General features: G+C 72.6%; 23 protein-coding genes. 10 read left to right on the top strand and 13 right to left on the bottom strand.

The annotated features are described in order from the left end of the window. The first annotated feature begins 61 nt into the window (after positions 1-61). The 7 genes from ppsR (at position 62) to DK419_RS04965 (ending at position 7,626) form a co-directional block, all read left to right on the top strand. The gene (gene ppsR, locus DK419_RS04995; RefSeq protein ID WP_109958113.1) at positions 62-1,474 is read left to right on the top strand and encodes a transcriptional regulator PpsR; all 1,413 of its coding nucleotides are present in this window, start codon (positions 62-64) and stop codon (positions 1,472-1,474) included. A gap of 81 nt (positions 1,475-1,555) precedes the next feature. Beyond that, the gene (gene chlG / locus DK419_RS04990; protein WP_109958112.1) at positions 1,556-2,470 is read left to right on the top strand and encodes a chlorophyll synthase ChlG; all 915 of its coding nucleotides are present in this window, start codon (positions 1,556-1,558) and stop codon (positions 2,468-2,470) included. Beyond that, a complete protein-coding gene (locus DK419_RS04985; RefSeq protein ID WP_109958111.1) occupies positions 2,467-3,801 on the top strand; it encodes a BCD family MFS transporter in 1,335 nt (444 codons plus the stop codon). The genes chlG and DK419_RS04985 overlap by 4 nt, the downstream gene beginning before the upstream one ends. Before the next feature lie 44 nt (positions 3,802-3,845). Continuing rightward, the gene (locus DK419_RS04980) at positions 3,846-5,039 is read left to right on the top strand and encodes a geranylgeranyl diphosphate reductase (protein WP_109958110.1); all 1,194 of its coding nucleotides are present in this window, start codon (positions 3,846-3,848) and stop codon (positions 5,037-5,039) included. After that, on the top strand, positions 5,036-5,524 hold the full coding sequence (locus tag DK419_RS04975) for a TspO/MBR family protein (protein ID WP_109958109.1): 489 nt from the start codon (positions 5,036-5,038) through the stop codon (positions 5,522-5,524). Before DK419_RS04980 ends, DK419_RS04975 begins: the two co-directional genes overlap by 4 nt. Positions 5,525-5,759: 235 nt before the next feature. Beyond that, complete coding sequence (locus DK419_RS04970; RefSeq protein WP_109958108.1) at positions 5,760-6,029, top strand: hypothetical protein; 270 nt, start codon at positions 5,760-5,762, stop codon at positions 6,027-6,029. Between the two features lie 19 nt (positions 6,030-6,048). Beyond that, positions 6,049-7,626 carry a cytochrome c gene (locus tag DK419_RS04965; protein WP_109958107.1) on the top strand — a complete coding sequence of 526 codons (1,578 nt, stop codon included), beginning with the start codon at positions 6,049-6,051 and terminating at the stop codon, positions 7,624-7,626. A 250-nt stretch (positions 7,627-7,876) separates the two neighbouring features. Here DK419_RS04965 and DK419_RS29015 read toward each other — a convergent pair whose 3' ends face one another. The 13 genes from DK419_RS29015 to DK419_RS04900 form a co-directional block, all read right to left on the bottom strand. Further along, positions 7,877-8,053, bottom strand: coding sequence for a hypothetical protein (locus DK419_RS29015; RefSeq protein WP_167450828.1), 177 nt, complete (start codon positions 8,051-8,053; stop codon positions 7,877-7,879). 312 nt (positions 8,054-8,365) lie between these two features. Next, complete coding sequence (gene pufC / locus DK419_RS04960) at positions 8,366-9,427, bottom strand: photosynthetic reaction center cytochrome PufC (protein ID WP_109958106.1); 1,062 nt, start codon at positions 9,425-9,427, stop codon at positions 8,366-8,368. Beyond that, a complete protein-coding gene (pufM, locus tag DK419_RS04955; RefSeq protein WP_109958105.1) occupies positions 9,424-10,404 on the bottom strand; it encodes a photosynthetic reaction center subunit M in 981 nt (326 codons plus the stop codon). Before pufM ends, pufC begins: the two co-directional genes overlap by 4 nt. A gap of 50 nt (positions 10,405-10,454) precedes the next feature. Then, positions 10,455-11,279 carry a photosynthetic reaction center subunit L gene (pufL, locus tag DK419_RS04950; RefSeq protein ID WP_109958104.1) on the bottom strand — a complete coding sequence of 275 codons (825 nt, stop codon included), beginning with the start codon at positions 11,277-11,279 and terminating at the stop codon, positions 10,455-10,457. A gap of 139 nt (positions 11,280-11,418) precedes the next feature. Next, the gene (gene pufA, locus DK419_RS04945; protein ID WP_109958103.1) at positions 11,419-11,598 is read right to left on the bottom strand and encodes a light-harvesting antenna LH1, alpha subunit; all 180 of its coding nucleotides are present in this window, start codon (positions 11,596-11,598) and stop codon (positions 11,419-11,421) included. Positions 11,599-11,614: 16 nt separating this feature from the next. Continuing rightward, on the bottom strand, positions 11,615-11,845 hold the full coding sequence (gene pufB, locus DK419_RS04940; protein ID WP_109958102.1) for a light-harvesting antenna LH1, beta subunit: 231 nt from the start codon (positions 11,843-11,845) through the stop codon (positions 11,615-11,617). A gap of 147 nt (positions 11,846-11,992) precedes the next feature. Continuing rightward, positions 11,993-12,202 carry a hypothetical protein gene (locus DK419_RS04935; RefSeq protein WP_109958101.1) on the bottom strand — a complete coding sequence of 70 codons (210 nt, stop codon included), beginning with the start codon at positions 12,200-12,202 and terminating at the stop codon, positions 11,993-11,995. Positions 12,203-12,292: 90 nt separating this feature from the next. Continuing rightward, a complete protein-coding gene (bchZ, locus tag DK419_RS04930) occupies positions 12,293-13,753 on the bottom strand; it encodes a chlorophyllide a reductase subunit Z (RefSeq protein WP_109958100.1) in 1,461 nt (486 codons plus the stop codon). Next, positions 13,753-15,300 carry a chlorophyllide a reductase subunit Y gene (gene bchY, locus DK419_RS04925; protein WP_109958099.1) on the bottom strand — a complete coding sequence of 516 codons (1,548 nt, stop codon included), beginning with the start codon at positions 15,298-15,300 and terminating at the stop codon, positions 13,753-13,755. The genes bchZ and bchY overlap by 1 nt, the downstream gene beginning before the upstream one ends. Positions 15,301-15,302: 2 nt before the next feature. Next, entirely contained in the window at positions 15,303-16,304 is a 1,002-nt protein-coding gene (locus DK419_RS04920) for a chlorophyllide a reductase iron protein subunit X (RefSeq protein ID WP_109958098.1), read from the bottom strand. Beyond that, positions 16,301-17,233, bottom strand: a complete 933-nt coding sequence (bchC, locus tag DK419_RS04915) for a chlorophyll synthesis pathway protein BchC (RefSeq protein WP_109958097.1) — start codon at positions 17,231-17,233, stop codon at positions 16,301-16,303. Before bchC ends, DK419_RS04920 begins: the two co-directional genes overlap by 4 nt. Positions 17,234-17,310: 77 nt before the next feature. Then, positions 17,311-18,501 carry an acetylserotonin O-methyltransferase gene (locus DK419_RS04910; RefSeq protein WP_245442832.1) on the bottom strand — a complete coding sequence of 397 codons (1,191 nt, stop codon included), beginning with the start codon at positions 18,499-18,501 and terminating at the stop codon, positions 17,311-17,313. Between the two features lie 473 nt (positions 18,502-18,974). Next, entirely contained in the window at positions 18,975-19,847 is an 873-nt protein-coding gene (locus tag DK419_RS04900) for a polyprenyl synthetase family protein (RefSeq protein WP_109958096.1), read from the bottom strand. 84 nt (positions 19,848-19,931) lie between these two features. On the opposite strand from DK419_RS04900, the gene crtD reads away from it, so the two are divergent. The 3 genes from crtD to DK419_RS04885 are packed head-to-tail and all read left to right on the top strand — an operon-like array spanning position 19,932 to position 22,893. Next, positions 19,932-21,410: a 1-hydroxycarotenoid 3,4-desaturase CrtD gene (crtD, locus tag DK419_RS04895; RefSeq protein ID WP_109962131.1), complete on the top strand. Its 1,479-nt coding sequence runs from the start codon at positions 19,932-19,934 to the stop codon at positions 21,408-21,410. A 2-nt stretch (positions 21,411-21,412) separates the two neighbouring features. Beyond that, positions 21,413-22,306, top strand: a complete 894-nt coding sequence (locus tag DK419_RS04890; protein ID WP_109958095.1) for a carotenoid 1,2-hydratase — start codon at positions 21,413-21,415, stop codon at positions 22,304-22,306. A 59-nt stretch (positions 22,307-22,365) separates the two neighbouring features. Next, complete coding sequence (locus DK419_RS04885) at positions 22,366-22,893, top strand: phosphate-starvation-inducible PsiE family protein (RefSeq protein WP_109958094.1); 528 nt, start codon at positions 22,366-22,368, stop codon at positions 22,891-22,893. Positions 22,894-23,094 lie beyond the last annotated feature (201 nt).

The following is a 23,094-nucleotide window of genomic DNA, read 5'->3' as shown; positions in this document are numbered from 1 at the left end:
CGGCGTGTGTTGGTGGCCCTTGAACAGACCCGTAAGCCCAGCTGCGAAGGAAACGTTCGCGGTGCTGCGAGACGCCGTCTCCCGCCTCGATCCCCGGTCGACGGGCAGCCTCGTCGCTGCCGCCAGCGACGTGTCCCTCGTCGTCGATCGTGACGGCGTGATCCGCGACGCCGCCTTCGGGGCCGACGGCCTGTCCGAGGAGGCGGGCGAGACCTGGCTCGGCCGGCGCTGGATCGACACCGTCACGGTCGAGAGCCGGCCGAAGGTCGCGAGCCTCATCGAGGACGCCGCGCCCGGCGCGGTGACGCGCTGGCGCCAGGTGAACCACCCCTCCGCCCAGGGCGGCGCCGACGTGCCGATCCGCTACGCGGCCCTGCGCGTGCCCGACGACGACCGCATCATCGTGATCGGCCGGGACCTCAGGGCGCTCTCGGCGCTGCAGCAGCGCCTGGCCGAATCGCAGCAGGCGCTAGAGCGCGACTACGCCCGCCTGCGCAGCGCCGAGACGCGCTACCGGGTGCTGTTCCAGCTCGCCGGCGAGCCGATCCTGATCGTCGATGCCGCCACGCGGCGCATCGCCGAGATCAACCCGGCCGCCGCACGCCTCCTCGGCCGGGCGGTCAAGCGCATCGTCGGGCGCGACCTCGTCGACCTGTTCGAGCCCGAGGGCGCCCGCGCCGTCCAGGCGCTGCTCGTGGGCCTGCGCCTCACGGGCCAGGCCGAGGACCTCGTCGCCCGCCTCGGCCAGCGGCGCGGCGAGGCGCGGCTCTCCGCCACCCTCTTCCGCGAGGAGGCCGGGACGAGCATCCTGGTCCGCCTCAGCCCCCTGACGCCGGCGGCGAGCCCGGTTGCGGCGCGCTCCGGCGCCATCGAGGTCATCGAGGCGATGCCCGAGGGCTTCGTCGTCACCGACCGCGACCGGCGCATCATCGGCGCGAACGCCGCCTTCCTCGACCTCGCGCAGCTCGCGACCGAGCACCAGGCCAAGGGCGAGCCGATCGAGCGCTGGCTCGGGCGCGAGGGCACCGAGATCGGCGCCCTGTTCACGACGCTCGCCGAGCACGGCTCGGTCCGCCACTTCGCCACCGTGGTGCGCGGCGAGTTCGGCGCGGTCGACGAGGTCGAGGTCGCGGCGGTCTCGGTGCCGGGGGGCGAGCGGCCCTGCTTCGGCTTCACCCTGCGCGCCCTGCCCCGCCGCGTCGCCGCCGCGAGCCCGGGCGGGCGCGAGCTGCCGCGCTCGGTCGAGCACATGACCGAGCTCGTCGGCCGGGTCTCGATGAAGGCGCTGGTGCGCGAGACGACCGACCTGATCGAGCGCCTGTGCATCGAGGCGGCCCTGCGCATCACCCACGACAACCGCGCCTCGGCGGCCGAGATGCTCGGCCTCAGCCGGCAGGGTTTCTACGCCAAGATGCGCCGCTACGGCCTCGGCGACCTCGACGGCGCCGAGGAGACGGAGGAAAGCGACGAGTGAGCGCGCACGATCGCGCGCCGTTCCGGGGCGCGAGTGTAAAGTTCACTTGACACTTTCCCGGGGGCGTCCCACCCTCGCGGCATGACGACCGAGCCGCTGATCGAGCCCCTGATCACGCCCCGAGCGGTCCCGGCGCCCCGGGCGCTGCTGGAGCTGCTGAAGCCGATCACCTGGTTCGCGCCGATGTGGGCCTTCGGCTGCGGGGTGGTCTCCTCGGGGGTCGCGGTCCAGGGTCGCTGGCCCCTGGTCGTCGCCGGCATCCTGCTCGCCGGCCCCTTCGTCTGCGCCACCAGCCAGGCCGTCAACGACTGGTTCGACCGGCACGTCGACGCCATCAACGAGCCGCAGCGCCCGATTCCGTCGGGCCGCATCCCGGGCCGCTGGGGCCTGTACGTCGCCATGGCCTGGACCGGGCTGTCGCTCGCCTTGGCCTCCGTGCTCGGGCCCTGGGTGCTCGGGGCGGCGGTCTTCGGGCTCGCGCTCGCCTGGCTCTACAGCGCGCCGCCGGTACGGCTGAAGCGCGACGGCTGGTGGGGCAACGCCGCCTGCGGCCTGTGCTACGAGGGCCTGCCCTGGTTCACCGGCGCCGCCGTGATGGCCGGCGCCCTGCCCGAGGGGCGGATCGTCCTTCTCGCCGCGCTCTACAGCCTCGGCGCCCACGGCATCATGACCCTCAACGACTTCAAGTCGATGGAGGGCGACCGGCGCACCGGCATCCGCTCGCTCCCGGTCCGTCTCGGCGCGGAATCCGCCGCCCGCCTCGCCTGCCGGGTCATGGCGGCGCCGCAGGCGGTGGTGGTGCTCCTGCTCGCCGCCTGGGGGGCGCCCTGGCACGCCGCCCTCGTCGCCGCGCTGCTGGCCGGGCAAGGGCTGCTGATGCGCCGCTTCCTCGCCGATCCGCACGGGCGCGCCGCCTGGTACAACGGCACCGGCACGCTCCTCTACGTCCTCGGCATGCTCACCGCGGCGCTGGCGCTCCGGGGAGGCCTCGCGTGAGCGCGCCCTCGGCCTTCGGTTGGGGCACCATCCTGCGCCTCGGCCTCGTCCAGACCGCGCTCGGCGCCATCGTGGTGCTGATCACATCGACCCTCAACCGGGTGATGGTGGTGGAGCTGGCGCTGCCCGCCGCCCTGCCCGGCGGCCTGGTGGCCCTGCACTACGCCGTGCAGGTCCTGCGCCCGCGCTGGGGCTACGGCTCGGATCTCGGCCGCCGCCGCACGCCGTGGATCGTCGGCGGCATGGCGCTCCTGGCGCTGGGCGGCATCGGGGCGGCCTGCGGCACCGTGCTCGTCGGCCCGCGGCCGGGCGCGGGCTTCGCGCTCCTGGTCCTGTCCTTCCTCGCCGTCGGGGTCGGGGTCGGGGCGGCGGGCACCTCGCTCCTCGTCCTGCTCTCCACCGGCGTCGCACCCCACCGCCGGGGCGCGGCCGCGACGATCGTCTGGATCATGATGATCGCCGGCTTCGTCGTCACGGCGCCGACCGCCGGGCACCTGCTCGACCCGTTCTCCTCGTCCCGCCTCGTCGCGGTCTCGGGCGGCGTGTCGTTCATCGCCTTCCTGGTCGCGGTCGCGGCCCTGTGGGGCGTCGAGCCGACGCGCTCCCGGGCCCCCGACCGGCCCGGACCGGCGCGGCCCTTCGCGACGGTTCTCGCCGAGGTCTGGGCCGAGCCGGAGGCGCGGCGCTTCACGGTCTTCGTCTTCCTGGCGATGCTGGCCTACAGCGCGCAGGAGCTGATCCTCGAGCCCTTCGCCGGCCTCGTCTTCGCCATGTCCCCGGGCGCGACCACCAAGCTCTCGGGGCTCCAGAACGGCGGCGTGCTCGCCGGCATGGTGCTGGTGGCGCTTGTCACCGCCAACGGGCGGGGGCCGCTCGCCTCGCTGCGGCTCTGGACGGTCGCGGGCTGCCTCGGCTCGGCGGCCGCGCTCGCGGGCATCGCCGCCTGCGGCTTCGCCGGTCCGGACGCGCCCTTGCGGGCGTGCGTCGCCGGGCTCGGGCTGTTCAACGGCATCTTCGCGGTCGCGGCGATCGGCTCGATGATGGCGCTCGCCGGCACCGGCGGCGCGCCCGACGGCGAGAGCCGCCACGGCACCCGCATGGGGGTTTGGGGCGCGGCGCAAGGAGTGGCCTTCGGGCTCGGCGGCTTCCTGGGCGCGGCGGGCGTCGACCTCGCGCGGCTCGCCTTCGGCACCGTCGTGCCCGCCTACGCGGCGGTGTTCGTCGCCGAGGCGGCCCTGTTCCTCGTCGCGGCCGGGCTGGCGTCCCGGATCGGGCGGCCGGGAACGCGCGCGCGACCGGTCGCCGGCCTGACGATGCGGCACGCGGTCTGACACGAACGATCCGGCCGGACCCGGCCCGGACGGGAGGCACGGCCATGGACAGGACGATCTTGGACGGGACGATCTTGGACGCGGTGGTGGTGGGAGGGGGACCGGCCGGGGCGACGGCGGCGACCGACCTGGCGCGGCTCGGGCGCCGGGTCGTCCTCCTCGACCGCGCCGGGCGCATCAAGCCCTGCGGCGGCGCGATCCCGCCGCGGCTGATCCGCGACTTCGCGATCCCCGACGACCTGCTGGTGGCCAAGATCCGCTCGGCCCGCATGGTCTCGCCGCGGGACCGGGCGGTCGACATGCCGGTCGGCGAGGGGTTCGTCGGCATGGTCGATCGCGGGCCGTTCGACGAGTGGCTGCGGGTGCGCGCCGCGCTCGCGGGCGCCGGGCGGGTGACCGGCACCTACCTGCGCCTCACCCGCGCGGGCGACGGGCCGGTCACCGTGCATTACCGCGACGCCGCCGGCGCCGAGGGGGCCTTGCGCGCCCGCCTCGTCATCGGGGCCGATGGCGCCAACTCGGCGGTCGGGCGACAGGAGATCCCGGCGCATGCCCGCATGCGCCAGGTCTTCGCCTACCACGAGATCGTGCGCACGCCGCCCTCCGGCGCCTTCGAGGGCGCGCGCTGCGACGTCTACTACCAGGGGGTCCTCTCGCCGGACTTCTACGCCTGGATCTTCCCGCACGGCGACACGCTCAGCATCGGCACCGGCAGCGCGCGCAAGGGCTTCTCGCTGCGCGGGGCGGTCGGGCGGCTTCGCGCCGCGACCGGGCTCGAACACGGCGAGACCGTCCGGCGCGAGGGCGCGCCGCTGCCGCTCAAGCCGCTCTCGCGCTTCGACAACGGCCGCGACGTGCTGCTCACCGGCGACGCCGCCGGCCTCGTCGCCCCGGCCTCGGGCGAGGGCATCTACTACGCGATGTTCGGCGGGCGCCTCGCGGCCGAGGCCGCGCACGCCTTCCTCGCCACCGGCGACGCCCGGGCCCTCGCCCAGGCGCGGCGCCGCTTCCTCAAGGCGCACGGCCGGGTGTTCTGGATCCTGCGGATGATGCAGACGGTGTGGTACCGCAACGACGCCTTGCGCGAGCGCTTCGTCAGCATCTGCCGCGACCCCGACGTGCAGTCGCTCACCTGGGACGCCTACATGAACAAGGAGCTGGTGCGCGCGAAGCCCGCGGCGCATGCCCGGATCTTCTTCAAGGATCTCGCCCACCTGTTCCGCTGGGTGTCGCCGTGATGGAGGCGCTCGGGGGACGCTGGGGGCCGATCGCGGTGGCGGCGCTCTGCGCCATCGTGGTGGCGGGCGCGGGGGCCTGGCTCACGGCGCTCGGGCCCTGGTACCGGAGCCTGCAGGTGCCGTCCTGGAAGCCGCCCGACTGGGCGTTCGGCCCGGTCTGGACCACCATCTTCACGCTCACCGCCATCGCCGGGGTGCTGGCCTGGAACGCCGCGCCGGAGGGGGCCGAGCGCGGATGGCTGCTGGCCGCCTTCGCGCTCAACGGCGTGCTCAACATCGCCTGGAGCGGCGTGTTCTTCCGGATGCAGCGTCCCGACTGGGCGTTGATCGAGGTGGCGGCGCTCTGGCTGTCGGTGGCGCTCCTGATCGTCGCGGTCGGGCGCCATTCGGGGCTCGGGGCGGTCCTGCTCCTGCCCTACCTGGTCTGGGTCGGGATCGCGGCCTGCCTCAACTGGTCGATCGTGCGCCTCAACGGGCCGTTCTGAGCATTCGCGGAGGATCCGGGGCGGCCGACCGGGTGCGATGTCGAACACCGACTTCGCATGGTGGGCGATCTGATCGCTCGATACCGGACTGCCGCTGATGCGACATCGTGAACCGTCGCGCGGTTTTGCGTGAACGCACACGCCCTTTTCGGGTTTGCAGGGCTGGATCGCCGCGTGTCCTAGGTTAGTTCCCCGATCGACTGGGCGTTTTCGGTGTGGATGGGAGTATTCACGCGTGCCGGATCTCCTCACGAGTGGCCACATCGTCGACGCCGCGCTGCTGATCGTCGCCGCGGAGGCCGGCCTGCTCGTCCTGTGGCGCCGCCGCTCCGGTCCGGGACGAGGCGCGCTCCTCGTCAACCTCGCCTCCGGCGCCTGCCTGATGCTGGCCCTGCGCGCCGTGCTGGTGGGCGCCCCGGGATACTGGCTCGCCGCCGCGCTCGCAGGCGCGGGCGCCGCCCACGTCGCCGATCTCTGGCTGCGGCTGCGATCCGCCGCCCCATAACCCTGTCGGAGGAAGCCTCATGCGCCGCAAGCCCGTCACTCGTCGCAAGCCCGTCATCCGTCGCGCGCTCGCCGTCCTGCTCGGCTCCAGCGCCGTCGCCCTCGCGGCCGGCGCAGCCCTGGCGCAGCCGGCCTCGTCCGATCTCGTCGAGAAGGGGCGCTACCTCGCGACGGCGGGCGATTGCGTCGCCTGCCACACCGCGCCGGGGGGCAAGCCCTACGCGGGCGGCCTCTACATCAACTTCCCGGGCGGGATCGGCAAGCTCGCGACGCCGAACATCACCCCCGACAAGGAGACCGGCATCGGCAACTGGAGCGACGACGACTTCAAGCGCGCGATGCACGAGGGCATCACCAAGAACGGCAGCTACCTCTACCCCGCCTTTCCCTTCCCCTGGTACACCCGCCTCACCGACGACGACGTGCGGGCGATCAAGGCCTACCTGTTCTCCCTCGAGCCGGTGAACGCGCCGCGCAAGCCCGCCGACATCGCCTTCCCGTTCAGCATCCGCGACGGGCTGCTCGCCTGGCGCCTCGCCTTCTTCACGGAGGGCCGCTTCAAGCCAGACCCGAAGGCGAGCGAGCAGGTCAACCGCGGCGCCTACCTGGTCGAGGGGCCGGGCCATTGCGGCGCCTGCCACAACGGCAGCAAGCTCGTCGGCGCCTCGCAGTGGAGCGGCTACCTCGAGGGCGGCACGATCGACGGCTGGTACGCGCCGAACCTGTCGGGCGACGACAAGGAGGGCCTGGGGCTGTGGAGCGAGGACCAGCTCTTCACCTACCTCAAGACCGGCGCCGCGCCCGGCCGCGCCGGCGTGGTCGCCGGGCCGATGCGCCAGGTGATCGAGGAGAGCCTGAGCAAGATGAGCGACGGCGACGTGCGCGCCATCGCCGCCTACCTCAAGACCCTGGCGCCCAAGCCCACCTACACGCCCGACGTGAAGTCCGATTTCAAGCAGGCGTCCTCCGCGCCCGGCGCCGACGTCTACCTCAACCGCTGCGTCGCCTGCCACCGGCCGGACGGCCAGGGCATGCCGGGGGCGATCCCGGCGCTGGCCGGCAACGGCGCGGTGCTGGCCAAGGGGCCGGAGACGGTGATCCGGGTGATCCTCGGCGGCCTCGACGCGAAGGGCGAGTACGCGGCGATGCCGGCGGTCGGCGTCGGCATGAGCGACGCGGACGTGGCGGCGGTGACGAACTACGTCCGCCAGACCTTCGGCAACCAGGCCCCGCCGACCGCCGAGCCCGGCCAGGTGGCGAGCCTGCGCGCCGAGACCCAGACGATGCTCGCCGGCAACGCGCCCTGCGAGACCGTCTCCAATCCCACCCTCGCCGAGGCGCTGAAAACCGCCGATGCCGCGGGCCAGCTCAAGGATCTCAAGGCCGAGCAGATGCTGCCCCGCATCGCCACCCTGCTGCCGGCCGTGCGCCAAGCCGCCCCGCAGGCGAGCTCGGCCGAACTGGTCAACGGGCTGACCGCCACCTTCTGCCAGGTGGCCGACCGCAACGCCACCGGGCTCGACTGGCCGACGACGCTCGGCAGCTTCGCGGGCGTGGTCTACGGGCAGATCAAGACTCCGAACCGGGCGGAGAAGTAGGGTTTTTCCTCATCAAGGTCTCGCGCGAAACCCCTTCCCCCCTCTGCGGGGGAGGGTGGCGAGCGAAGCGGGACGAAGTCCCGCCGAGTGGCGCAGCGCGACGCCGATCCAGGGAGCCCGCTTCAGAACGGGTCGGATCTATTCGGAAGCGGCGTCCCCTCTCCCGGCCCCCTTCGGAGGCCACCCTCCCCCGTAGAGGGGGGAGGGTTCGGACGCGCGGCAAGCCCCACCATTCAGATCGCCTGTCGCCTCACTTCGGATCCACCCCGTGCTGCGGCCGCGGCGGGCCGCCGTGGTGATCCGTGAAGCTCGAGCGCTCCCCCGTCTCCTTGGCGCGCTGGACGCGCATCCGCTGCCAGATCAGGAACAGGATGACCAGCGCGAAGGTCGTGAAGGCGAGCATGTAGATCAGGCCGGAATCGCCCATGGCCGTTGCCTCCGTTGAGCGCCCTCGGGGGGCGGGGGTTGACGGGCGCACGGGCAGCGAACCGCCGTCGCACGTGTCAATCCAACTCCTCGAACCTGACAATGTGCCGATGCGGCAAATCGCCGTGAGATGATCCGACGATCCATGGCGCTGCTTCGAGCGCCGATGAGCGACCGATCGCAAACAATCGATCGTGCATCATCGTTTCCGGGATGCGAGAAGACCCCGGTTCCTGTCGGAACCGGGGTCTCTTCATGGCGGCGTGGCGGGGACGCGGCGGGCCTACTTGCCGGCCGGCTCCTTGGCCGCCGGCTACTTGGCCGCCGGGTTCTCGGCCGCGGGCATCGGCCCTCCGGCGAGCTCCGGGTAGTCCTTGAGCATCTGCGCGCCGTTGAGGGGCTTGACCAGGCCCTGGTGGCAGGTGGTGCAGTTCGCCTTCGGCGGATCGCCCTCCGGCCCGAGGCGCGCTTCGGGCAGCACCGGCGTCAGCGGCTCGATGAAGTTGCCGTTGATGTCGCGCACCATCCGGATGCCGTGCCAGGCGGTGACGCGCTTCGGGGTGCTCTCTTCCCAGGAGAAGAAGGCGCGGCTGTTGTGGCAGTAGGTGCAGTTGACCCCCAGGCCCTCCGCCATGTGGATCATCAGGGCGTAGGTCCGCTCGGTGGTCTGGATCGGCTTCGACGGGCTCGTCGGCAGGGCCGTCCTGGCGGCGACCCGCACGGCGTTCTGGTCGATGTTTTGATCGCCGAGCAGCTCCTTGTAGGGATCGTAGTTGAGCGACGTCAGGCCGGCCTCGGGCGCCGGGTGGTTCTGGCCGCCGTCGCGGGCGGCGAAGCCGAGGGCGTGCGGAGGTCCGGGATTGTCGTGCCAGACCGCCTTCGGCACCGGGTTGCCGCGATGGCAGGTGTAGCAGGTCACGCCGGTCTCGCCGACGTGGTTCTTCCAGTCCGCGTTGATGTGGCGGACCATCCGCAGCATCGAGCGCGCGACCGTCTTCGCGTAGACGCTGTCGTCGGCCATGTTCTCGACGTTGTGGCAGTAGGCGCAGCCCTGCTCGGGGGCCACCCACTCGGTGATCGAGGCCATCACGCGGTTGAACTGGTCGGTCGAGAGGTCGGTCAGCACCTTGACGTTCTGGTAGGTCTGCGTCGCGGGTTCGCCGCCGGGCGGGACGGGATCTTGCGGCGCCGGCGCGGCGTTCTCGTCGATCTTGGCGGCGAGCGTGCGGGGGTTCTGCACCTGCACCATGCCGGTGCCGCGAAAACCCGTCTGCTCGGAGCGGACCGGGGGCCGTGTCCAGCCCGCGGTGCCGAACATCGCGCCGGTGAGCAGCACCGCCACCACGACGCCGAGGATCTGCAGGGCGAGCTTCATGGCGTGCCTCCCGGGTTCGCGAGCGGATCCACCACCGGGCCGTAGATCTGCGGGTAGTGCGGGGCGACGCCGTGCTTGACCGCCCAGAGGTACCAGTTGTCGACGACCGTCCCGGTGAGCAGGATGCCGATGCCGCCGGTGAGCGTGGTGAGGAACGCGAACCACCACAGCCAGCGATGGACCGATTCCATCGTGGCGTTGAAGCCCATGGTCCAGCGCCAGAACAGGGCGGCGCGCTCGGTCGCGGTGCCGCGGTCGACGATCTGCTCGATCTCGCGCTCGCCGCCGTAGCGGCTGACCGCCAGGATGGTGGCGCCGTGCATGGCGAACAGCATCGTCGATCCGTACAGGAAGACGATCGAGAGCATGTGGAAGGGATTGTAGAACAGGTTGCCGTAGCGCAAGGAGAACGCCGCGGTCCAGTCGAGGTGCGGGAAGATCCCGAACGGCACCGCCTCGCTCCAGCTCCCCATCAGGATCGGCCGGATGAAGCCGAGCACCAGGTAGAGCCAGATCGCCGAGGCGAAGGCCCAGGGCACGTGGTAGCCGAGGCCCAGCGCCTGGGCGCGCCGGAACAGCCGCACCCACCACAGGACGATCGAGGCGGTGAGGAAGAAGCCGGCCATCAGCCACCAGCCGCCCTCGGCGAGCGGCGGCAGGATCTGGAGCCCGTATTCGGGTCGGGGCGGCTCGAGGGCGAGCCAGGGCAGCTGGCGGATGAACTGGATCGGATCCCAGTTCACCGAGGCCCACATGTTGAGGCCGATGATCTCGATGGCGATGAAGCCGCAGGCCAGGGACAGCGTGCCGAGGGTGCCGAGATAGATCGGCCCGATCTGGGCGTTGCCGACGAGGCCGGCGAGGTAGTTGAAGCCTCCCTTGCCGACGCGGTTCTCGATCTCCGGGACCGTGACGCCGGCCTCGGGGTGGAGCGGATGGACCTGAACCTGGGTGTAGATGTTCTGGTAGTACCCCATGGCGGCGGGTGCCTTCTGAAGGGTGGTGTCTCGCGAACGCGGCGAAGAACTCAGCGCCAGATCGGCAGGCTCAGCCACCAGCCCCACCATTCGGGCCAGCCGCGGGTCCAGAACGGGCCGCTGATGACGATGCAGACCGCGCTCCAGAACCCGGCCGAGAGGGCGAGGAACAGGCCAAGCCGATGGATGCCGATCGTGCCGATCGAGTAGCCGATCGTGTCGCGGAAGTAGGTGTCCTCGTGCTCGGGGGTCTTGACCACCTCGCCCTTCGGCGGGTTCGTCGAGGACAGGATCAGCGAGCCGTGCAGCGACAGCGCGAAGGTCGTCGTGAAGAAGAACGTCACGGCGAGCATGTGCGCCGGGTTGTAGTGGAAGTGGAGATACTGGTAGCCGACGTTCGACACCCAGTCGAGGTGGCTCAGGATCCCGTAGGGAAAGCCGTGGCCCCAGGCGCCCATCAGCAGGGGTCTGACCACCACCAGGGTGACGTAGGCGAAGATCGCCACCGAGAAGGCGAAGGGCACGTGGTAGCCGATGCCGAGCTTGCGGCAGATCTCGACCTCGCGCAGGGCCCAGGAGCCGAAGGACCCGACGGCGCAGAAGGTGATGATCTGCCACAGCCCGCCCTCGCGCAGCGGCGCGAGCGCCAGCCCGTACTTGAGGTCGGGGGGCGCGATGTTGATCTGCCAGACGTTCCAGGTCGGCCCGATCGCCGCGCCCCAGACGATCAGGCCGGTGCCGAGCAGGGTGAAGAACAGGCCCGTCACCCCGAAGAAGCCGACGTAGAACGGCCCGACCCAGAAATCGAACAGGTCGCCGCCGAGCAGAGTGCCGCCGCGGACCCGGTATTTGCGCTCGAAATTCAGCATGGCCATGGGCGCGGCCCTCCCCGTCCGCGAGAATGCGTGGTGGCCGCGGGCGGGGCGTCACGCCCGTCCGCGGTGCGAGGACGCCCGGGGCGAAGGTGCCTGGAGATGGGCGCCCGGTCCGCCGGCCGGTCCGGTCGGCGGGACGTCAGGTCGGCAGAACGTGGGTCTGCGCGATCTCCGCCCTCTTCGCCGCCGGACCTTCCAGCCAGTTGAACCGGTTGGTGCTGAGCAGGATGAAGTGGATGATCAGAGCGAGCACGAACAGGAAGGTGAAGAGCGCCACGAGCGTGCGGCGCGGATCGAAGAGAAGCCAGACCTTGTGCATGGCGTGTGTTCCTTCTTCACGAGATGAAGGGCAGGATGCCGTTGGCGGCATACGTCACGCCGCTCTCCAGCGCGGAGTAGCCGTTCGGCCCCGGCAGCCAGGGCCGCCACAGCCAGACGAGGAAGTGCGCGACGACCGCGATCGCCGTGAAGATGATGAAGCTGGTGACGAAGATGCCGTGGAACTCCTTCGCCTCCTCTTCGGTGAGTCCTGACAGTACGCTGGGTTTGTCCATGCCGTTGGCCATTGCCGAACCTCCGGATGCGGATCCGCGCGGGGGCTCCCGCGCGGGTTTGCCCGGCCGCGACGGACGGGCGGTCTCTCCGCCGCAGGTGTCGGCGGCGGAAACTCGGCCCCATGGGGAGGCGGGCCCGGGCGTGACGCCTGGGGGGCCTCAGCCCATGAAGGCGAAGGGGATCGCCGAGAGCGCCATCGCCCGCGCCTCGCCGAAGACCGAGCGCCGGGGGACGGGCACCGGCGCGCCCGGGCGCAGGCGCTGGAGGATGGCGGCGACCAGGAAGACGGGGTAGGTCGCCGCCAGAATGGCCCGGAACTGGACCGCTTCCGAACGGGACCGCGAAACCGTGACGAACGGACGGGACATGATCTCGGATCTCCTCCCTGCCTGCGGGACTCCGCGAGGCATCTCGACGACCGGCGCAGCTCCCAGGCCGCGCCGGGTGGGCAGCGGCCGTCAGGCCGCCGCGAGCGCGGCGCGCGCGCGCTCGACGCAAGGGCCGGTCACGCGCTCGGCCCCGGTCCGGGCCGCCTCGCGCTCTGCGGCGTCGCGCAGGCGCTTGGCGAAGGAGATCCGCACCAGGACCGGGCTCTCCTCCACCGAGGCGTCGAGGCGGAGGCGGGCGTCGTCGTCCCAGGGGAGCGCGCGCCGGGCGCGGGCCGGCGTCGCCTCGACGGCGTCCATGTCGCGGGACAGCGGCAGGATGTGGAAGAGCGCGTCGAACAGCGCGTTGCAGACCTCCTGCACCAGGTAGGTCGCGCCCGAGTAGCCCATGAACGGCGTGCCGGTGTGGCGCCGCACCACCGCGCCGGGGAACGAGGCCGGGATGAACACCGCCCTCCCCCCGCTCTCGGCGAGGTAGAGGCGCTCGTTGTAGGAGCCGAACAGGACGAGCGGCGGCGTCTCGCGGATGGCCTGCCGGACGGCGGCGTTGTCGGGCTTGGCCCCGGCCTTGCGCGAGACCGCGAACCGGCAGGGCAGGCCCATCTCGCCTTCGAGGAAGTTCCGCATCCCCCGCGCGTAGGTGTCGGTCGCGACGATGCCGAAGCTCGCCGAGGCGAAGAAGTCCTGCGTCACCGACCGCCAGAGGTCCCACAGGGGCTTCAGCGTCGTGTGCTTCTCCCGCTCGATGAACGGCTCGGGATCGACGCCCAGGATTTCCCCGAGCGCGCGCAGGAACTTCGTCGTGCTGTGCACGCCGATCGGCGCCTGGAGGTAGGGCCGGTCGAGGGCCTCGCAGAGGAGGCGCCCGAACTCGCGGTAGAGGCAGATGTTGGCGTCGGCCTCGACGAGGCGCGGGATGTCGGCGAGGTGGGTGCCGAGCGGGAACACCAGGTTCACCTCGGCCCCGATGCCCTCGACGAGGCGGCGGATCTCGGCGAGGTCGGAGGGCATGTTGAAGGTGCCGTAGGCCGGCCCGATCAGGTTGACCCGCGGCTTGACGCCTTCCGCCCGCGCCGGCCGCGGCGGGATCACGCCCTTCTTGGCCGCCTTCTTCGCCCCGTATTCGGCCCAGAGCCACGACAGGGCGCGGTCGGCGGCCTGCCACTGGTCCTCGTCGATGGTGCGGGGCAGGAAGCGCTGGAGGTTGGTGCCCTCCGGCGTCACGCCGCCGCCGATCATCTCGGCGATCGAGCCGGTGACGACGACGCTCGGCTGCGTCGGATCGAGCGTCGCGTGGGCGCGGCGCATCGCGCCTTCCGTGCCGTGGCGGCCGAGCTCCTCCTCGGCGAGCCCGGTGACGACGATCGGCAATTCGTGCGGGGGCAGCGCGTCGGTGTAGTGCAGCACCGAGGTCACCGGCAGGTTCTCGCAGCCGACGGGACCGTCGATGACCACCTGCAGGCCCTTCACCGCGGTGAAGACGTAGACGGCGCCCCAGTAGCCGCCGGCGCGGTCGTGATCGAGGACGAGCATCAGGCCATCTCCCCGATCGGTTTCTCGGGCGCCGCCCGCTTCACGGCGGCGCGCTTCTTCGGCACGTCCTCCCAGATGCCGGTGGCGTGGCCCGTCCCGACGCCCGCAAAGAACGACCGCATGGCGTCGAATCGCTCGGCTTGCGCCATCGCCCCGTTGACGACCTGGGCGAGCGAGCCGGCCCCGGCGACGCCCATCAGCGGGCGGGCCGAGATCAGGTTGGTGAAGTAGAGCGCGGGAATCGCCCGCTCCTTGGCCTTCTGCACCACCGGCGTCGTGCCGACGGCGAGGTCGGGCCGGAACTCCTCGACCGCCGCGAGGTCCTGCTCGAGGGAGGCGCGAAACTGCACCCGGCAGCCCCTCGCCTCGAGCCAGTCGCGGTCGATCTCCGACATCGCCGTGCGCGGGCAGGCGGTGCCGACGTAAGGAACCTCGGCGCCGCTCTCGACGAGGAGGCGGGCGACCAGCAGCTCCGAGCCCTCGTAGCCGGTGAGCGTGATCCGGCCGCGGATCGGGTTGGCGGACAAGGCCCCGCGGATCGCCGGCAGGAACCGGTTCTTGGCCGCAGCGACGGCGGAGGGCGCGACGCCGCAGGCCTCGGCGATCGCCTCGAGCCAGGCGGCGGTGCCGTCGTAGCCGACCGGGCCCGAGGCGACCGCGGGGCGGCCCGCCGCCTCGAACTCGCGTAAGGACGCGGTATAGAAAGGGTGGATCGCCGCCACCGCCGTGCAATCGAGCGCCGCGTAGAGCTCGCGCCATTCCCGCGTCGGCACGACCGGACCGGCGGCAAGCCCCAGCGGTTCGAGGAGCGCGCCGATCTGCATCGGATCGGCCGGGAACATCTCGCCGAGCAGCGCGACGGTCGGGCGCCCGTCGCGGCCCTGGTTCGGTACACCCTGGCGCGGCGCCGCGACGGGGCCCTGCTCGGCTTCCGCCCGCGCGACCTTCAGCATGGCGCCGGCGAGCACGTCCTTGGCCTCGGCATGGGTCGGCACGCCGAAGCCCGGCACGTCGATGCCGATGATCCGCACCCCGTCGATCTCCCGCGGCAGCAGGCGCAGGGGCACCCCGGAGGCGGTCGGCACGCAGAGGTTGATGACGACGACCGCGTCGTGCAGCGACGGATCGGCAGTCTCGTGCACCGCGTCGCGGATGTCCTCGAACAGCTTGCCGGTGACCAGGGTCTCGGAGTTGAACGGCACGTAGCCGACGGTCCGGCGCGCGCCGTAGAAGTGCGAGGTGAAGGTGAGGCCGTAGACGCAGCAGGCCGAGCCGGACAGGATCGTGGCGGTGCGGCGCATCCTGAGGCCCACCCGGAGCGAGCCGAAGGCCGGGCACATGCTCTGCGGCTGGTCGTGCGGGCCGGCCGGATAGTCGCGCCTCAAGGCGTCCAGGGTCTCGCCCATGCCGGCGGCCTGCGCGGCCTGGCGCATCGTCTCCTTGCCGGAATGGCAGCCGAGCCCGTCCTGGCGCGTCGCCTCCAGGTTGACCGGGGCGTCGACCGGTGTTCGTGCCCGCAGGGCGGCGAGATCGAGGGAGGCGCCCATGGTCAGACCGCCTCGTAGACGACTTCGAGGGAGGGCCGGCGCTCGATCGGACGACCGCGCATGTCCTCGTCGCTCGCCGGATCGAGCACGACGCCGCGCCCGACCGCCTCGCCCTTGAACAGGCCGAGCAGGGCGTCCTGGGTGAGCGGCGCCGGCTGGTGCGGCCGGGCGCCGGCGACGTTCTCGGCGAGTTCGGCGAAGAGCGGGCCCCAGCGCCCGTCCGGCCGGCCGATGATCTCGTAGTTGGCGCTCTTCTTGCGGATGTCGTCGTCGGCGGGGATCGAGGCGAGGACCGGGATGCCGGCGGCCTCGGCGAAGGCCTGCGCCTCGCCGGTGCCGTCGTCCTTGTTGATGACGAGGCCGCCGACGCCGACATTGCCGCCGAGCTTGCGGAAATACTCCACCGCCGAGCAGACGTTGTTGGCGACGTAGAGCGACTGCAGGTCGTTCGAGCCGACGACGATGACCTTCTGGCACATGTCGCGGGCGATCGGCAGGCCGAAGCCGCCGCAGACCACGTCGCCCAGGAAGTCGAGCAGGACGTAGTCGAAGCCCCATTCGTGGAAGCCGAGCTTTTCCAGGAGCTCGAAGCCGTGGATGATGCCGCGCCCGCCGCAGCCGCGGCCGACCTCCGGCCCGCCGAGCTCCATCGCGAACACCCCGTCGCGCTTGAAGCACACGTCGCCGATCGCCACCGCCTCGCCGGCGAGCTTGCGCCTGGTCGAGGTCTCGATGATCGTCGGGCAGGCCCGGCCGCCGAACAGCAGCGAGGTCGTGTCGCTCTTCGGGTCGCAGCCGATCAGCAGCACCCGCTTGCCCTGCTGCGCCAGCATGTAGGACAGGTTGGCGAGCGTGAAGCTCTTGCCGATGCCGCCCTTGCCGTAGATGGCGATGATCTGCGTCTCGCGGGTCGCGGCCGTCGGGACCGGGTCCTGGGGCATCGCGGCCTCGGCGCGCAGGAGCGTGGCCTGCCGGAGAGCGGCGCCGTTCAGCGAAGCGTTCATGGCCGGGCTCTCCAATCGAGGATCATCTTGAGGCAGTCGGGATCGCCGAAGGCGGTGCGGTAGGCGTCCGACGCCGCTGCCGCCGGTCGGCGATGGGTGACGAGGCCGTCGAGGGAGAGGGCGCCGCTGCCGGCGAGCGCCGCCACGGCGTCGAGGTCGGCGGGCTGCCACTGGGCGGCGACGCGGATGCGCGCCTCGCGCAGGAAGGCGGGCGGGAAGGCGAAGGAGAGCGGCGCCTCGTAGAAGCCGGCCAGCACCACCTCGCCGCCGGGCCGGAGCCGGGCGATCAGGGTGTCGAGGAGGCCGGCATCGCCGCTCGCGTCGATGATGCGCGTGTAGGTCGTGTCGTCCTGGCCCGGGTCGATCACCGGGTAGGTCTCAGTGCCGCGGCGGGCCGGGTCGCGTTCCCAGACCACGGGGTCGAGACCGTCGATCCTCGCGATGCGCGCGATGAGCCGCCCGAGCACGCCGTGCCCGACGATGAGCTGGCGCCCCGAGGCGCCGCTGCCCGCCAGCGCGTGGTGCGCCGTGGCGGCGAGCGCCAGCAGGATGCCGCGCTCGCCCAGGGTCTCGGGGATCGGCCGCAGCCGGTGGCCTTCGGAGACGAGGTGCGAGGCCGCGCCGCCGAAGAGACCGCGGACGGGCCCGAAGCAGCGGGCGCCCGGCACGAACACCGTCTCGCCGACGCGGCGGCCGGATTCGGGACCCGCCTCGACCACGCGACCGACGGATTCGTAGCCCGGCACCAGCGGGTAGCCCATGCCGGGGAAGTCCGGCATCCGGCCCGACCACAGCAGGCGCTCGGTGCCGGTGCTGATCCCGCTCCACGCGACCTCGACGGTCGCGTCGGCGGGACCGGGTGCGTCGAGAGCGAGTTCGGCGAGGCCGAGCCGTTCGGGACGGTCGAGGATCACGGCCTGCGCGTGCATGCGGTACGGCCCCCGCCTGGTGGCGATGCGTGCCGCTCGTCGCGGCTTCCGTCATCTTAGATGGACAGCTCTGTGCGTCAAGTTTGCTTTACACTTTCGACATGGACGGCGGCTCGCGAGGCCGTGGCGACGAGCAGGCGCACCAGCATCGGGCGCCGCGTCCGGCACTCGCGCACCTGCTTAAAGCCGGCCTCGCGCAGCATGCCGGTGAGCTCGGTCGCGGTGCGGGGCCGGCCGCTGCCCATCGCGAGGAGGTAGAATCCGAAATACGCGTCGCCGACCGGCTCGGCGCCGGGGGTTCCGGCCATCGGCTCGGCGACGAGGAGCGTGCCGCCGGGCTCGAGCGCCGCGCGGGCGCTTTTCATCAGGGCGAGGGCCGGCGCGTCGTCGTGATCATGGACCACGCGCACCAGCGAGGCGACGTCGGCGCCCCGCGGCAGCCCGTCGTGAAAGCTGCCGCCGAGAGTCGCGGCGCGGTCGGCGAGGCCGGCCTCCGCGAAGCGGCGCGCGGCGCGGGCCGCGACCGGCGGCAGATCGAACAGCGTGACGCGAAGATCGGGCGCGCTGCGGGCCGCCTCGACCGCGAAGGCGCCCTCCCCGCCGCCGATCTCGAGGAGGTGGGCGTGGCGGGCGAGCGGATAGGCGTCGAGGATGTCGCGGGCGACCAGCGCCTGCGAGGCGCCCATCAGCGCGCCGTAGGGCGCCACCGCCGCCTCCCCGATCGCCGCCGGGTCGTCGGTGCCTGCATAGGCCCAGTAGCCGGAGAGCGTCGTCGGGCCGGTCGTGCCGCGCAGCAGGCCGACGGGGTCGCGCAGGTCGTCGTACAGCATGGCGTGGTGGGCGACCATCGCGGCGACCGAGGAATTGCCGATGAGCGCCGCGCCGAGATCGCCCAGCGCGAATCGGCCGTCGCGCAAGGCTGTCAGGAGCCCCAGGGAGGCGGCGGCGCGCAAGAGGCACAGCGCCCGATCCGGCGGCAGGTCGAGGCGGCGGGACAAATCCTCCGCCGTCATCGGCCCGTCGGCGAGGATGCGGAACAGGTCCAGGCGAAGCGAGGCGGCGAGCACCTGCGCGTAGACGAAGCCGGCGCAGAGATCGAACAGCGCCCGGGCATTGCGTTGCGCGGTCGGCCGGGTGAGCGGGAAGGCGGCCGCGAAACGCTGGAAGCGGGGGCTCGCGATCAGGCCGTGGCGCCAGGCGAGGAGGCGGTCGCGCCAGGAGGGCGGGGCGGCAGAGCTTGCCGGAAGGGCGTGAGGTTCGGGCGTCACAACCCTGCCCCCTCCGCGCAGGGCTGTCCGGGGAAAAGAATGGCGCGGGTTCTCTCCTCTCCCCGCGGGCGGGGAGAGGCTTTCGCCCCCCTTGCCGGGGGTGAAAGGAGCGCAGGCGGAGCCGGAGCGAGGGTGAGGGGGTCTCGACGAGTGAGACTCTTCCGGGAACACCCCCTCACCCTCGCCCTGCGGGCTCCTCGAGCACCCGACAAGGGGTGCTCAAGCCTCTCCCCGCCCGCAGGGAGAGGGGAAACCCGCGTCTTTTCATTCTCCCGGACAGTCCTGCCCTTCGCGTGGGAGGGAGGCCCCCGACGGAGGCCGGGAGAGGGGACGCCGCTTCCGGAAAAGACCGAACCGGTCTGAGGGGCGCCCACTGGATCGGCGTCGAGCTGCCCCTCTCCCGCCCGGCCTTGCCGGGCACCCTCCCCCGCAGAGGGGGGAGGGTTCGGGCGCGAGCCTTCCCGGTCCATCGTCTACGCCACCAGGCTCTTCGCCAGCCGCTCCGGCAGGAACAGCCGGGTCTGGGCCAGGATCTCGGCGCGCAGGGCCGCGACGCCGGGGCAGTCGGGGATCACCTCCATCGCCTCGTGGGCGAGGTCGGAGAGGCGGTGCAGCGCCCCGTCCATGCCGAGCAAGGCCGCCGCGTTGGGACGCCCGAGGGTCACGTCGCGCCCGACCGGCTTGCCGATCTCCTCCTGGCGGCAGGCGACGTCGCGCAGGTCGTCGGCGACCTGGTAGGCCTCGCCGAGATACTCGCCGAGCAACCGCCAGGCCATCGGCTCGGCCCCGGCGGCGGCGGCGCCCGTGACGGTGGAGGCGGCGAAGAGCGCGCCGGTCTTCGCCTGCTGGTAGACCGAGAGCCCAACCTGCGGCTCGGATTCCCAGGCCTGCCCCGCCACGATGCCGGCCGGCGAGCCGACCGCCCGGGCCACGAGGCCGACGAGGGCGGCGAGCCGCGTCGGCGAGCGCGCGGCGCCGCGGGCGAGCGTCTCGAAGGCGAGCACGATCAGGGCGTCGCCGGTGAGCACCGCCAGGGGCTCGCCGAAGGCGACGTGGACGCTGGGCTTGCGCCGGCGCTCCGCCGCGTCGTCGAAGCAGGGCAGGTCGTCGTGGACGAGCGAGGCGCAGTGCAGGAGCTCGATCGCCGCGGCCGCGGCGTCGGAGGCGGCCGGGTCGTCGTCGCCGCAGGCGCGGGCGACCGCGAGGCAGAGGCGCGGGCGGATGCGGTGGCCGCCGGGAAAAACCGCGTAGCGGATCGCCTCCGCCAGGAGCGGCGGCGCGCCGGGCGCCTCCGCGTAGGCCACGGCCACGTCCAGGGCCCGTTCGATGCGCCGACCGTCATCCACGGCATCTCTCCCTAGCTGTCATTTCGTTTGAACATTTCAAACTGTCAACTTAGATTGACACTGTTGCCGCGGGAGATCAACGGCGTGGCGGACGAGCGGGCGGTGGTGATCGGGGCGGGGATCGGCGGGCTCGTCGCCGCCCTGAGGCTTGCCGCCGCCGGCCTGCCGGTGACCGTCCTCGAGAAGGCCGCCGCGCCGGGGGGCAAGATGCGCCGGGTCCAGGCCGGCCCGCTCGCGGTCGAGGCCGGCCCGACGGTCTTCACCATGCGCTGGGTCTTCGAGGAGATCTTCTCCGAGTGCGGCGCCGATCTCGGCGCGCGCGTCGCCCTCGCCCCCACTGCCGTGCTGGCCCGCCACGCCTGGAACGCGGGCGAGCGCCTCGACCTCTTCGCCGATCCCGCCCGCTCCGAGGCGGCCATCGCGGACTTCGCCGATGCGCGGGAGGCGGAGGGGTTTCGGCAGTTCCGCGCCCGCGCGGCCGAGATCTACCGCACCCTGGAGGAGCCGTTCATCCGCGGCCAGCGGCCGAGCCCGGTCGACCTCGCGCTGCGGGCCGGGCCCTCGGGCCTTCCCGGATTGCTGCGCATCCAGCCCTTCACCACGCTGTGGGCCGCGCTGGCCGAGCATTTTCGCGATCCCCGCCTGCGCCAGCTCTTCGGCCGCTACGCCACCTATTGCGGCTCCTCGCCCTTCTCCGCGCCCGCGACCCTGATGCTCGTCGCCCATGTCGAGATGGAGGGCGTCTGGACCGTGGCCGGCGGGCTCTCGGGGCTCGCCGCCGCGGTGGCCGGCCTCGCCGCCGAGCGCGGGGCGGAGTTGCGCTACGGCACGGGGGTGGATCGCATCGTCGTCGAGGGCGGACGCGTGACCGGCGTCGCGCTCGAGACCGGCGAGCGGCTGCCGGCGACCCGGGTGGTGGTCAATGCCGACGCCGCGGCCCTGGCCGACGGGCTGTTCGGGCGGGAGGCCGCCCGGACGGTCGACCGGGTGCCGGCGGGCGAGCGCTCGCTCTCGGCCGTGACCTTCGCGGCGGCGGGCTCGCCCGAGGGGTTCGGCCTCGTGCGGCACAACGTGTTCTTCTCGGGCGACTACGCGGCCGAGTTCGCCGACCTGCGCGCCGGCCGCCTGCCGCGCGACCCCACGGTCTACGTCTGCGCCCAGGACCGGGAGGATGACGGCGTGCCGTCCCGCTCCCCCGAAGCCCTGCTCTGCCTCGTCAACGCGCCCGCCGGCGGCGCCACCCTGAGCCGTGAGGAGATCGCCCGATGCCACGACACGATGAGCCGGCGGCTCGCCGCCTGCGGCCTGACAATCCCGGAGACGGCGCGCACGGTCACGGGGCCGGCGGAGTTCGCGGCGTTGTTCCCGGCGACGGGCGGGGCGCTCTACGGCCGGGCCTCGCACGGCTGGATGGCGTCGTTCCGCCGGCCGGGGGCGCGCACGCGGCTGCCGGGCCTCTACCTCGCGGGGGGCAGCATCCATCCGGGGCCGGGCGTGCCGATGGCGGCGCAGTCGGGCCGGCTCGCGGCGGCGAGCGTGCTCCGGGACCTCGGTTCGACCTGAGCGTGCCGCCCGGCGGCTACGCCTGGTGGTACGTCGACGGGGTGAGCGACGACGGGCGGCACGGGATCACGATCATCGCGTTCCTCGGCAGCGTGTTCTCGCCCTACTACGCCTGGAGCCGGGACAAGGACCCGATCGACCACTGCGCCGTCAACGTGGTCCTGTACGGGCGGCCGAAGGCCTGGGCGATGACCGAGCGGCGCCGGGGCCGCGTGAGCCGGACCGCGACCTCGCTCGCCATCGGGCCGAGCTCGCTCGACTGGGACGGCACGGTGCTGACCATCCGGGTCGACGAGGTGACGAGCCCCCTGCCCGCGCGGCTCTCCGGGACGATCCGGGTGCGGCCCGCCGGGATCACGCCCGGCCCCTTCGCCCTCGACGCGGAGGGGCGCCACCGCTGGTGGCCGCTCGCGCCCGCCTCGCGGGTCGAGGTCGCGCTCGACCGGCCGTCCCTGCGCTGGAACGGCCACGCCTATTTCGACACCAACGACGGCGACGTCGCGCTCGAGGACTCGTTCCGGAGCTGGACGTGGTCGCGCTCGACCCTGCGCCACGGCGCGGCGATCCTCTACGACGTCCTGCGCCGCGACGGCAGCCGGCAGGACCTATCGCTGCGCTTTGCCCCCGACGGCACCCCGCAGGCCATCGACCCGCCGGTCCCCGCCGCCCTGCCGCCGACGCTCTGGCGCCTGGAGCGGGCGACCCGCAGCGACGACGGGACGGCTTCGGTGCTGCGCCGGTTCGAGGACGCGCCGTTCTACTCCCGCTCGCTCCTCTCGGCGCGGATCTGCGGCGAGGCGGTGCAGCCGGTGCACGAGGCGCTCGACCTCGACCGGTTCACGAACCCCCTGGTGCGCGCGATGCTGCCCTTCCGCATGCCGCGGGACCTGCGCTGAGCGCGTTCCCCCACCGATCCGCGATTGGCAGGCTCCGTAGCGAGCCCCGGGAGACGAGCATGGTCGAGACCACGAAGCTCGAGAAGGCCGAGGAAGAGGGCGGGCGCCTGACGCGGCTCTCCGCCTTCGTCTTCCTGCACACCGAGCACGCGATCTACGCCGCCCTCGGCGTGCTCCTGGCGCTCACCGCCGTGATGGCGCTCGTCGACGCCGCCGGCCTGACGGGCAAGGCGATCCTGGCGGTCGGCGGCGCCTCGCAGCTCCTCGACGTGGTCGACCGGCTGCTGTTCCTGCTGATGCTGGTCGAGATCCTGCACACGGTGCGGGTGTCGATGCGCTCGGGCAGGCTCACCTGCGAGCCGTTCCTGATCGTCGGGCTGATCGCCTCGATCCGGCGCGTCCTGGTGCTGACGCTCCAGACCGCCGAGCAGATGCACGCCACCGAGTGGAGCCCGCAGAAGGAGGCGCTGTTTCGCGCCTCGATGATCGAACTCGGCGTGCTGGCCGGGCTGATCCTGGTGATGGTGGTGTCGATCTTCCTGCTCCACCGCGCGAAGGACACCGACGCGCCGGCGGGGGAGGAGTAGGCCGCGGCGGCGTGCAACCCCCGCCGGCCGCGCGGCATTGATGGGGTTGGTTGCGACAACATCGAAGGGAGGCTCGCGATGGGCTTGCTGTTCTTCCTGGTCTTCGTCTGTCCGTGGATCGTCGTGGCGATCGTGTCGAGCCGCGGCTCGCTGATGAAGCCGAAGCCGTTCTGAGCGCGCCGCCGTCCGGACCGTCCGGCC

The organism is Methylobacterium terrae (assembly GCF_003173755.1).
In the GTDB taxonomy this organism is placed as follows: domain Bacteria; phylum Pseudomonadota; class Alphaproteobacteria; order Rhizobiales; family Beijerinckiaceae; genus Methylobacterium; species Methylobacterium terrae.
Note: the sequence above shows the minus strand (reverse complement) of the source record. Positions and strands in the feature narration are given on the sequence as shown.